Source organism: Paraburkholderia sp. SIMBA_054 (assembly GCF_046534875.1).
GTDB classification, from domain to species: domain Bacteria; phylum Pseudomonadota; class Gammaproteobacteria; order Burkholderiales; family Burkholderiaceae; genus Paraburkholderia; species Paraburkholderia hospita.
This window is the reverse complement of sequence record NZ_JAWRXV010001568.1, coordinates 1-241: the sequence shown is the minus strand read 5'-3', so window position 1 is coordinate 241 and position 241 is coordinate 1. Positions and strand designations below refer to the sequence as shown.

Genomic DNA, 241 nt, shown 5'->3' with positions numbered 1-241 from the left:
ACAGAAGTGTTTTTGACTGCAAAACGATTTCCATCACGCTCCAGCAATAGGCGTTCGCCTTCGATCGTGAGAAATAGATGTGCCGCTTCTTCTTTGGCATCGATTCCAGCTTTATAACCATCCGCTTCAAGTGCGCTTTCGGTTTCGGCAACCGCTTTTGCGATCGCCCCGCTGTTTTCGATCAGCTGCGAGAAAAAACTCGATTCATAGGTGCGCAATTGCTTGTCAGCGGCATCGATAT

1 protein-coding gene is annotated in these 241 nt (G+C 48.5%); it reads right to left on the bottom strand.

Features of this window, described 5'->3' with window-relative positions:
• A partial coding sequence (gene bshC, locus SB822_RS60325; protein ID WP_410859548.1) for a bacillithiol biosynthesis protein BshC occupies nt 1-241 on the bottom strand: 241 nt, incomplete at both ends.